This window comes from Arthrobacter sp. P1_B4 (assembly GCF_056406555.1).
The window spans coordinates 1-10,240 of the sequence record NZ_JBFTZW010000102.1; the positions used below are offsets into that span (position 1 = coordinate 1).

Consider the following 10,240-nt stretch of genomic DNA (forward strand, 5'->3'; position numbering starts at 1 on the left):
CATCAATGTCGATCACATCTGCGGCGGCGTTTAGCGAGCCCCTGAGCCGAACCGATGCCCTTTACTTCACCACTTCCACGTTTGCCACCGTCGGGTTCGGGGATATTACGCCGGTAAGCCAGCTGGCGAGGGGTGTCGTGTCCGTCCAAATGATTGCCGATTTAGGTGCACTCCTATTGATCGCAAAAGTCGCGTTCTTCGCGGCCGGGCGGCGTCTGGGCGGCGAATCCTGAATCCGCCGCCGTCATCACCCAAAACGGATGACAGCGGGCCGGCCGGCTGAAATTTCGCGGGCAGCGCCGGGATTCGGTGCGCCACTCTGCACGTCCGACGCGCGGCCTCCAGCCCGTAGGGACGGCCGTGGCCGGCCCTTCCCCGGCGTGACAGATCACCCTGTGTGGGTGGGGCTGGACCGGCACGCCGAGTGAACAATGAAAATAGCCGTGAAATGCCCAGCCGCGGAACACAAGCTAAGGCGGATCCCCTCATGTCGCTGAACGATCAGCCCGCTGGCCCCGCTAGCCCGGAACAGGAAGAAATTCTGCGGTTACGGGCAGAAGTTGCCCGTCTCCAGCAGGAACGGGACACTGCCCGCAAGGCCCCGCCCAGGCCGGCCGTGCGGCATACGGGGCTGGCCCGGCGCATTGTGGCAATCGTGCTGGTGGTTATCACTGGCCTGTTGGCCTTCGCGACAGTTCCGGCCCTTTACCTGCGCAGCGAAGTCATCGACACCGATCGCTACGTCGCCACCGTCGCACCGTTGGCCTCGGACCCTGCGATCCAGGCCGAAATCGCCGACAAGGTCACCCAACAGATCACCGACGCCGTGGATTTCCAGACCATCACGCGCGATGCCCTGAACGAGCTCGCTAAAACGGCGCCCCGCGTGGCGGCCGTGCTCACCGGGCTGGCCCCGATGCTTGCGGAGCAGACCAAAACGCTCATCCATACCGCCGTTGCCAGATTCGTTGCGACACCGCAGTTCCAGGACCTTTGGATCCAGGTGAACCGGGTCGCGCACCAGGGGCTGGTCAACCTTGCCACGGGAAGTACGGGAGGCACGGTCAGTATTGATGAGAACGGCACGGTGTCGATTTCCACGAAAGAGATCATCGCCCGGGTCAAGACTCTCCTTGTCCAGCAAGGGGTGGATATCGCCTCGAGGATCCCGGAAGTTGACGCGCAGATCGCCCTGTTCCAGTCGCCTGAACTGGTCCGTGCCACGGAAACCATCCGGACCCTGGACCGGCTCGGCCCAATACTGGCGTGGCTGACGGTGCTCAGCGCCGTGGGCGCCATTGCCGTTGCCCCCCGGGGCCGGAGACGGAGCACGACGAGCGGCGTGGGGTTGGCCGTGGCGGTGTCGATGGCGGTGCTGGCGCTGTCCCTTGTGATCGGGCGAAGCTACGTCCTGAACTCGATTCCGACGAGTGCTGTCTCCCCAGCGGCGGCAGAAAGCCTGGTCGAGGCGCTCTTGGTACCGCTGCGCACCAGCCTGCGCCTTGTCTTCGTCGTCGGACTGCTGATCGCCCTGGCAGCATTTCTGGGGGGCCACTCGCGTCCCGCGGAGTATGTCCGGCACGGCCTGGCGACTGCGGGCGACTACATCACCGGCAAGATCGGCGGCGGCCAGGCCAAGCCATGGCAGCTCTGGTTGGCCCGCTACCGGCGGATCATCGAAGCCACCGTCGTCGGCATCGCTGTGCTGGTGCTGATCTTCTGGCAGGACCCGACGGCGGCCGTCGCCATCTGGACGGCCGTCCTGGCCGTGCTGGTCATTCTCGTGGTCGAACTGCTGTGCCGGCCGGCCGTAGCCGGCGTGCCGGGCGCCGAACCCGGAGGCGAGCCGGGCATCGAGCCCGGCGGTGAGTCCAGTGTCGAGTCCGGCACCGAGCCAACCGGTGAGCCGGTCACGGCGGGCGGCCCTCCCGATGACACGTATCCCACGACTCCCATCCCCCGGGCGCCCGACGCCGGAGGAACCGGCGCGTGAAGGGCCGGCGGCGGGACCGGACCACCGGTTAGCGCCGCACCAGCCGGTGCTGCACGGCAGCGGCACCCGTCGCAGACGCTGAGGGGGGCACCGCCGCCGGCACTAGGGGGCGGTCGGCGTGAACGGGAACAGGTCCTCGCCGGCGCCGTGCACCACCACGCAGGTGGCCTCGGGTACTTCCCGCCACGCCCCGCGGAGATCCCCCAGCGGTTCGGAGACGACCAGGCGCGCGTTGTCCGCCAGGTCATGAAGCAACGGGTTCTCCGGGTACTGGACGCGAAGGGTCGCGACGTCGGTGCTGTGGAACAGCGACCGGGACTGCCGTTCACTCGAGTAGCGGAACGCCCAGGTGGTGTCGCCGTCGGTCGTGGCCACTGTCATCTGGATTGGCTGCTCGATCCCGTGGCGCCGGCCGACGTCTTCAATCAGTCCAACCGCGGCAGCTACGGCCGCCCTCGGGTCCTGCTCCAGCCCGAAGGTCAGGGCGAGGAAGAAGAAGAGCTCTGAGTCCGTGGCTCCCTCGATCAGCGGAAAGAGCGATGGCTCAACGGCCATGGCCAAGTCGCGCTTCACCGTCGGGAACTCCCGGATGAGTCCGTTGTGCATCCACAGCCAGCTGCCGTGGCGGAATGGATGGCAGTTGGTCTGTTGGACCGCCGATCCGGTCGAGGYCCGAATGTGCGCGAAGACCCGGCCGGCCGACGCCTGGGCCGACAACTCGCGGAGGTTGCGGTCATTCCACGCGGGCTCCGTGCTGTGGAACAACCCGGGATACGGCGCGGATCCGTACCAGCCCACGCCGAAGCCGTCCCCGTTGGTGGTTTCAACGCCCATTCGAGCGTGCTTGCTCTGCATCACGAGCGAGTTGGTCGGTTTGTACAACAGCTCCTCCAGTTGCACCGGCGAACCCGAATACGCTAGCCAACGACACATGGCATCCTCCCTCAGTTGTGGACTGCAGTCCATCACGGCGACGGAGCGGGCACATCATCACCCCGGGGTGATTCGGGCCGCGGGGTGGGAGCTGATGGGGTCCCACCCGTGTTCGATAGTTCCGGCGTCGCGTCCCCGCTGGTCAGCGGCGTGCCTGGCATGGGGAGCGGCGTGAAAGGATCACCCGCGGCGGGTGACGCGCAAGCGGGCCCCTCACCCAACACTGGTGGTACCTGCCAGTGATTGGGCTGCCAGGCGAAAGCCCATGGAGAGGTGAGTCCAATGTCGACACCAAAACCAGGCCTCGCGCGAATGTCTGCGCTCGGGGCGGCGGTTGCGCTGCTCGCCGGCTGCGCCACCTCGGGACCCAGCAGCRGCCCCAGCGCGAGCCCGACGGCGAGCGTTTCACCGGTTTGCGCTGCGGCCACTGGCTTTTCAACAGCCCTGACGAATTTCAAGGACTCCCTCAAGCCAGGCGCCACGATCGGCCAGATCCAGGCGGCCCGGGATCAGGTGCGGAAGAGCTACGACGATCTGGTCAACGCGGCCAGCGACGCGGCCAAAGATCGGGTGGATGCCGTTAAAGCTGCCCAACAGAAGTTCACCTCCGCTGTGAACTCCGTTCCCGACGACGCCACCCTGACGCAGGCGGCCAACTCGCTCAAGGACGAAGCCGCGAACGTGCAGGCCGCCATCAGCGATCTCTCGAATGACGCCAAGTGCTAGCCCGGGTCTTCCGGGATATCCGCGGTGAAACCCATTCCCATCCAAGGCTGCGTTCGTAGGCGACGCCGCACCAAGCGAAAGTAGGGAAGCCAAAATGAATTTCTTCGAGAACTTTTGGGATATTCTCTGGTGGTTGTTCATCTTCTATGCGATTATCGCCTTCCTGTATGCAGTGTTCATGGTGATCGGCGACCTCTTCCGCGACGACGAACTCAGTGGCTGGTGGAAAGCCGTCTGGATCGTCCTTCTGGTCTTCATACCGTTCCTGACCGTGCTGGCATACATGATTGCCCGGGGCAAGGGCATGGCGGAGCGGTCAATGGCGCGGGCCCGTAAATCCCAGCAGGAAACCGATGCCTACATCCGCAGTGTCGCCACGGCCAGCCCCACCGAGGAGATCGCGAAAGCCAAAGCACTCATGGACGCGGGAACCATCAGTGCAGAGGAGTTTGCCCAGATCAAGAGCAAGATCGTCGTCTGACTCCGGGTTGAGGCGCGAGGAGCAGGCCTGGCCAACTCGCTATTCATGAGGCCATGAGGCTTCTAAGATATGGCTAGGCTGAACCAAGGAGGGCTCATGGAGCCGGAACCATCGGAATCCAATCGTTCGGCCCTCCCCCGCACCGTAATAATCCTGCTCGCCCTGGCCAGCGCGACGATTGCAGCGTTCGGCCTCGGCGCGATCCAGGGAATAGTCACCCCCGTCTTTTTTGCCTTCGTGCTGACGCTTTGTGTCCATCCGCTGCGCCGCTGGATGCAGGCACGGGGAATTTCCCGGGGCATCGCCACCGGGACCACCATCGCGGCTGTCTTCGGATTGCTGACCGCCTTCGCCGCAGTCCTGATTGCCTCACTCGCCCAGTTCTCCGCGTTGCTGCCGCAATACGCCCCCCAAATGGCCGAGTTCGGCGCAAGGATCTCCGCGATGCTGGAATCTGTAGGATTTGGCCCGGAGCAAACCCAGGCAGTCCTGAACGGGTTTACGCCGGGCCGCATCGTCGGGTTCCTCGGCGGCCTCCTGGGAAACGTCGCAAGCCTGGTGACCAGCCTCGTGATCATCCTGACGATGCTCATTCTTATGGCGATTGACGGCTCGCGCGTGCCGGCGCTCTTGATTCACCTGAACTATCACCGGCCGGCACTGGTTTCAGCGCTCAACGGCTTCGGAACCGGTGTGCGCCGCTACATGGTCGCCACCACGGTCCTCGGAATCGCGCAGGGGTTGTTCAACTGGCTGGTTCTGGTCATCCTGCAGATCCCCGGCGCCCTGCTCTGGGGGCTGCTGTCTTTCATCTGCAGTTTCATCCCCAACATCGGGTATTTCATCGCCATCATCCCACCGTTGTTCTTCGGCTATCTCACCGGGGGCTGGCCGACCTTCGTGGCAGTCATCATCATCTATGGCGGAATCAACAGCATCATCCAGTCGATCATCCAGCCGAAATACGTGGGCAACGCGGTGTCGCTGAGTGAGACGTTGACCTTCTTCTCCGTCCTCTTCTGGGCAGTGGTCCTGGGTCCTGTCGGCGCCGTCCTCGCCGTTCCCCTGACGCTCTTGTTCCGAACCATCCTGCTCGATTCCGACCCGACGCTTTCATGGTGGCGGCCGTTGACGGGCGACAATAAGGACCTCGAACTGCTCATCAAGGAAGAAGACAAGGCGATCCGGGCACGCCGCGGACGGCTGAAGACGGGCCGCCCGGACACAGGAAGCGGGCCGAAGGCATGACATGCCGTCGGGGTGCTGCCGGGGGAAGGTGAGGGGAGCATGCTGAGCACTCTCAGCAGCCTGGCTCTCTTCGCCCTGGCCGGGGCTCTCAGCACAGTGCCTGTCAGCGTGACGATCATGATTCTGCTCTCGCCGAGTCCGCGCCGCGGCGCCCTTCCCTTCCTGATCGGCAGCCTCGCGGGTTCGATCGTGGTCGTGGGCCTGGCGGCGGTCGGCCTGCAATTCCTGCCCGTCAAGCCGCYGCGCCTGCGTAAGGACGAATGGGTGGCACAGTTCGCCATTGTGATCGGTGCGCTTCTGGTTGCGTACGCCGTGTACCTCCTCGTGAGCAAGGGCGGCCGGGACAACGCCATGCTTGGCAAGATGAAGTCGCGGTTCCGCTCGGCCCGGCCCTGGGAATTCGTCGTCCTGGGCCTGGGCTTTAACCTTCGCCCGAAGGCACTCCTGCTGGCCGTCACCGCCGGTGCCGTGATCGGTGTCCAGGAACTGCCGCCGCTGCCAAGCAGCCTGCTTGTCCTCGCCTACGCCGCCGTGGTCCAGTCAGCCGTCATCATTCCGGTCGCTGTGTGGCTGCGCTCCCCCGAACGGGCCCAAGTGCCTTTGACCGCCCTGTTCAACTGGCTGCAGCGCAATGGCCGCAGGATCGCAGCGATCGCGACGCTGACGATTGGGATCTTCCTCGTGGGCTACAGCCTTCTCCAGCTCTGATCGGACTACCCCGAAACCACGCGCCTCGACGGATCCCGGGGAACTTCGCTGTCAGGGGTGCACCTGGACGCTCGCCGCTGTGGACTTCAGCCCAGGACGCTCCCCTCGCCGGTGCCGGCGGGCTTGGGGTCAGGGATCCGAATCATGCGGAACGAAGTACCCAGCCCGGCAAGGCCGGCAAGGATCGGGACGAACAGTGCAATCTGGAGGGCCAGGGGCCGTGCCTCCGTGTTGATGCGGATGATTTCGTTCTGGATGTCCTCCGGCTGGCCGGCGATCTGTTCCTGGAGTTGCGCGTCGCTCATCACCTGGGCGTCGTCTTCCAGTACCGTCGCGACCTGCTGCTTGTCGTCGGGCGGGAGGACCGTGCTGGCATCGGACAAGCCGATGAAGATGGTCGAGAGCGATGCCAGCATGATGCCGCCGGCGAACGCAAGTCCGAAGGACAAGCCGAACGATCCCGCGGCCGAGTTCACGCTGGCGGCCTCGCTGACCCGCTCGTCCGAAATCGGGGACAAGGTGTAGTTGTTGAGCTGGGATACCAGCAGCCCCAGGCCAAAGCCTGAAATGATCAGCGGGATCAGCAGCCACCAGCCGGAGTCAGCTCGCGGCACGATTGGGACCAGCACCAGCAAACCCGCGATCAGAAACAGAAAGCCCCAACGTATGAGGCTGGCCGGGCGCCGCCTCCCGGACCTCTTCCCGACGATCATGGCGACAGCGAACATGGTCAGCGAGAGCGGGGCGATGGACAGGCCTGACTGCATCGCGTTGTATCCGAGCACCATCTGAAGGTAGATGGGCAGCACGATCATGGTGCCACCCAGAGCGATCTGCTGGAGCATTTGTCCCGTGGCACCAAAGCGGAAGGCTTTTGCTTGGAACAGGTCCGGGTCCAGCAGCGTCGGCTTGTTGCGGCGTTTGCGCTGAAGGAGCCAGTAGACCAGGCCGCCCAGTCCGACGGCACCCACGGCCAGGAGTGCGCCCACTGCCTCGCCGCCTTCCTGCCAGACCAGGATTCCGAGCACGACGCCGCCCATGCCGACGATGGACAGAAGTGATCCGAAGATATCCAGTTCCCGGGGCCCGGTGTACGGCACGTCTTTGACGAGCTTGATTCCGGACAGGACGACCGCGATGATGAGGGCCTCGAGCAGAAAAGCGACGCGCCAGGACAGGAACGTGGTGAGGAAGCCCCCGAGCAGAGGACCGACGGCGGCGGCGATCGCGGCCGACGCGCCGACCAGGGCGTAGACCCGGTGCTGGGCATCTCCCTCGAAATTTCCGTGGATGAGCGACTGCATGGCGGGAAGGAGCAGCGAGGCGCCAAGGCCGCCGATCAGGGCCCAGCAGATGATCACCGGGAGGAGAGTCTGGGCGAGCGTCATCGCCACGGCGCCGACGGCGTAGCAGGAAAGCCCAATGACGTAGGCGCGCTTGCGCCCGATCAGGTCGCCAATCTTGCCGCCGATCAGGATAAAGGCCGCGGATACCAGCGCCTCGAGGGCGATTGTCGACTGGAGTCCGCTGACGGTCGCGCCTATGTCGTCCACCACGGCGGAGATCGATACGTTCATGATCGACGTGTCGACAACCAGCACGAACATCGCCATGGCCAGCAGCAGCGCCAGCCTTTGGTTGAACTGCACCGGCGGGGTCCCGGCGTCCTTCGGAGGGTTCATCGCGGTCCGCCTCCCACACTCGTTGGCTCGCTCGGGTCCACCACACAACCGGACATGTTGCCTCCTCTGGAGCAGACCGGGCAGTTCACGCATGAGCATGGTCCTGCAGGCACATCCCATCAGCGCCCACCGCAATGCGATGCTGATGCAAAGCTAGCGGTCCGGCCTCGAGACCGAATCATGCCCAGCGGGTGAGGTTGCTGCCCCCTTCCGCCGGCGACGAGCGGGGCTGCGCTCCAGTGTGCCCGTATTGGCCTAACGTAGAAGGCTGCCCGGGTTTCGTTCCCGGACAGAAATTCACCACCCACCGCCACAGACTGACGCCCGGAGGAAATCCCCGATGCTGGAACAACTGGCAGCCTTCGTGCTGACCTGCTTGGTCGTAGTGGTGGTGCCCGGACCTGACTTTGCACTTGTCCTCAGGAATGCGCCCCGCGGCACACGGGCGGCAACCACAGCCGCCGCCGGCATCATGGTTGGCAACACGATCCTTGCCGTGCTGGCGGTGCTCGGTGTCACGGCGCTGCTGGGGGCCTCGGAAGTCGTCGGGACCGGGATCAGAATTGCCGGGGCCGCCTACCTGCTCTACCTGGGCCTGCGCGCCTTCGCTGAGGCGTTCGCCAGAACACCCAAACCCAGCCAACCCCCGGCACCGGCAGCAGAACGCCAACGCGGCGGGAGCTCGCCTTTCGTGCAAGGAATGGTGAGCAACTTGCTCAACCCGAAAGTCGCCGTCTTCTACTTGTCGCTGTTCCCGCAGTTCACTGTCGCCCCGTTGCCGCCCCTCGCCCAGCACGCATTGATGGCGGGCATCTTCCTGCTGATCGCGTTGGCCTGGTACGTGCTGCTGCTCAGCGCGCTCAAGAAAGTGACCGGAGTCCTCGCCCGGCCCCGGACCGGCCGGATCGTTGTCGGGGGTTCAGGCGCGGTCCTGGTCGGGGTTGGCGGCACCATCCTGACTCAGACGCTGGCCTCCGCCTAGCTGCCCGGGCAGCTCCCGCGCAGCGTTCCCGGGTGTCCGAACTCCGGATCAACCCCGGGGGCGTTGATAAGCGCCCCACCGGGCGGGATGATCAGCACATGCCGGCAACCGTCACCGAAGGAGCCCGACCGTGAGCGCCGCAATCAAGACAACCGAGAAGCTGATCATCATCGGGTCCGGTCCCGCGGGGTACACCGCGGCGATCTACGCCGCCCGGGCCGGGCTCAAGCCGCTCGTCATCGCCGGTGCGGTCACTGCCGGGGGCGCTCTGATGAACACCACCGAGGTGGAAAACTTCCCCGGTTTCCCGGGCGGCATCCAGGGCCCCGAACTGATGGACGGCCTGCAGCAGCAGGCCGAAAAGTTTGGCGCGCAGGTGGTGTTCGACGACGTCACCGAGGTGCGGCTCGCCGGGCACCTGAAGTGTGTGGTCACCGCCGCCGGGGCGAGACATGAAGCGCCCGCCGTCATCCTCGCCACGGGCTCGGCGTATAAGGAACTGGGCCTGCCGGAGGAGAAGAAGTTCAGCGGCCACGGACTGTCCTGGTGCGCCACTTGCGACGGCTTCTTCTTCCGCGACCAGGACATCATCGTGGTCGGCGGCGGCGACTCGGCGATGGAGGAGGCCACGTTCCTGACCCGCTTCGGCAAATCGGTGACCGTGGTGGTCCGCAAGGGCGAACTGCGCGCCTCCCGGATCATGGCCCAGCGGGCCAAGGACAACCCCAAGATCAGGTTCGCCTGGAACTCCGCCGTCACCGCGATCCACGGCAACGGCAAGGTCACCGGAGTGACCCTGACCGACACCCGCACCGGCGACACCCGGCAGCAGGCCGCCACGGGCATCTTCGTCGCGATCGGGCACGTGCCCCGGACCGAGCTTTTGGCCGGCCAGATAGACCTCGATGCCGACGGCTACATCCAGGTCGACTCCCCTACGACGGTCACCAACCTGACTGGCGTCTTCGCCTGCGGCGACGCCGTGGACCACCGCTACCGCCAGGCCATCACCGCCGCCGGCACCGGCTGCGCCGCGGCCCTGGACGCCGAACGCTTCCTGTCCGCGCTCGAGGACGCCGACAGCATCGCCACAGCGCTGGTCGAAGAACCGACGCACTCATAGGCGAGCCTTGAAGCGGCCCTTCCCGACGGCACTCCCGGCGTCGGCACTTCCGTCGTCGGCAGGCCCCGCGGCACTTACGGGTCGGGCACTGCGCTGTCTGTTGCGGAAACTGGCCGATTCGCAGGCTCAGCCGGCGATGGCAGCGGCCGGGCCGGCAGGTTCGCCTCAAGCTGGTCGGCATCGACGGCTGCGAGGTTACGGATCAGGATGATGAGCCAGGCGAAGATCAGCGACGCGGCGATCAGCTCCACCGCGGTCAGGTTGTAGTAGCCCACCGGGAACCACAGCACCGCGGCGACGACGATGACCGCCAGGAATAGCCAGCCAAGCGCAGCGAAGGTGGCCGAGACGGACGGAACCAGCG

At 65.4% G+C, this 10,240-nt stretch carries 10 protein-coding genes and 1 pseudogene; 8 read left to right on the forward strand and 3 right to left on the reverse strand.

Annotated elements, in window-relative coordinates; genetic code table 11:
- A partial coding sequence (locus AC1D1W_RS18285) for an ion channel (RefSeq protein WP_476944429.1) occupies positions 1–233 on the forward strand: 233 nt, incomplete at its 5' end.
- Positions 234–487: 254 nt separating this feature from the next.
- Complete coding sequence (locus AC1D1W_RS18290; RefSeq protein ID WP_476944430.1) at positions 488–1,993, forward strand: hypothetical protein; 1,506 nt, start codon at positions 488–490, stop codon at positions 1,991–1,993.
- A 102-nt stretch (positions 1,994–2,095) separates the two neighbouring features.
- On the opposite strand, the gene AC1D1W_RS18295 is transcribed toward AC1D1W_RS18290, so the two are convergent.
- On the reverse strand, positions 2,096–2,926 hold the full coding sequence (locus AC1D1W_RS18295; RefSeq protein ID WP_476944431.1) for a class II glutamine amidotransferase: 831 nt from the start codon (positions 2,924–2,926) through the stop codon (positions 2,096–2,098).
- Between the two features lie 282 nt (positions 2,927–3,208).
- Here AC1D1W_RS18295 and AC1D1W_RS18300 point away from each other — a divergent pair, with 282 nt between their 5' ends.
- The 4 genes from AC1D1W_RS18300 to AC1D1W_RS18315 all read left to right on the forward strand — a co-directional run bounded on the left by AC1D1W_RS18300 (position 3,209) and on the right by AC1D1W_RS18315 (position 6,089).
- Positions 3,209–3,652, forward strand: coding sequence for a hypothetical protein (locus tag AC1D1W_RS18300; RefSeq protein WP_476944432.1), 444 nt, complete (start codon positions 3,209–3,211; stop codon positions 3,650–3,652).
- Positions 3,653–3,746: 94 nt separating this feature from the next.
- Entirely contained in the window at positions 3,747–4,133 is a 387-nt protein-coding gene (locus tag AC1D1W_RS18305) for an SHOCT domain-containing protein (protein WP_230010772.1), read from the forward strand.
- A 96-nt stretch (positions 4,134–4,229) separates the two neighbouring features.
- Positions 4,230–5,381, forward strand: coding sequence for an AI-2E family transporter (locus AC1D1W_RS18310; protein WP_243177834.1), 1,152 nt, complete (start codon positions 4,230–4,232; stop codon positions 5,379–5,381).
- 39 nt (positions 5,382–5,420) lie between these two features.
- Positions 5,421–6,089, forward strand: coding sequence for a GAP family protein (locus tag AC1D1W_RS18315; protein ID WP_476944433.1), 669 nt, complete (start codon positions 5,421–5,423; stop codon positions 6,087–6,089).
- Positions 6,090–6,175: 86 nt separating this feature from the next.
- On the opposite strand, the gene AC1D1W_RS18320 is transcribed toward AC1D1W_RS18315, so the two are convergent.
- On the reverse strand, positions 6,176–7,771 hold the full coding sequence (locus tag AC1D1W_RS18320; RefSeq protein WP_243177836.1) for an MFS transporter: 1,596 nt from the start codon (positions 7,769–7,771) through the stop codon (positions 6,176–6,178).
- A gap of 340 nt (positions 7,772–8,111) precedes the next feature.
- Here AC1D1W_RS18320 and AC1D1W_RS18325 point away from each other — a divergent pair, with 340 nt between their 5' ends.
- Both AC1D1W_RS18325 and trxB read left to right on the forward strand, forming a co-directional pair.
- Complete coding sequence (locus AC1D1W_RS18325) at positions 8,112–8,753, forward strand: LysE family translocator (protein WP_043436044.1); 642 nt, start codon at positions 8,112–8,114, stop codon at positions 8,751–8,753.
- 130 nt (positions 8,754–8,883) lie between these two features.
- A complete protein-coding gene (gene trxB / locus AC1D1W_RS18330; protein ID WP_476944434.1) occupies positions 8,884–9,876 on the forward strand; it encodes a thioredoxin-disulfide reductase in 993 nt (330 codons plus the stop codon).
- Positions 9,877–9,950: 74 nt separating this feature from the next.
- Here trxB and AC1D1W_RS18335 read toward each other — a convergent pair.
- Positions 9,951–10,240, reverse strand: a pseudogene (locus AC1D1W_RS18335) (hypothetical protein); the annotation flags it as partial.

Excerpts from the sequence above, each read along its gene's own strand:
- AC1D1W_RS18305 (WP_230010772.1), top strand. The coding sequence starts at position 3,747 with ATGAATTTCTTCGAGAACTTTTGGGATATTCTCTGGTGGTTGTTCATC.
- AC1D1W_RS18320 (WP_243177836.1), bottom strand. The coding sequence starts at position 7,771 with ATGAACCCTCCGAAGGACGCCGGGACCCCGCCGGTGCAGTTCAACCAA.
- AC1D1W_RS18290 (WP_476944430.1), top strand. The coding sequence starts at position 488 with ATGTCGCTGAACGATCAGCCCGCTGGCCCCGCTAGCCCGGAACAGGAA.
- AC1D1W_RS18325 (WP_043436044.1), top strand. The coding sequence starts at position 8,112 with ATGCTGGAACAACTGGCAGCCTTCGTGCTGACCTGCTTGGTCGTAGTG.
- AC1D1W_RS18310 (WP_243177834.1), top strand. The coding sequence starts at position 4,230 with ATGGAGCCGGAACCATCGGAATCCAATCGTTCGGCCCTCCCCCGCACC.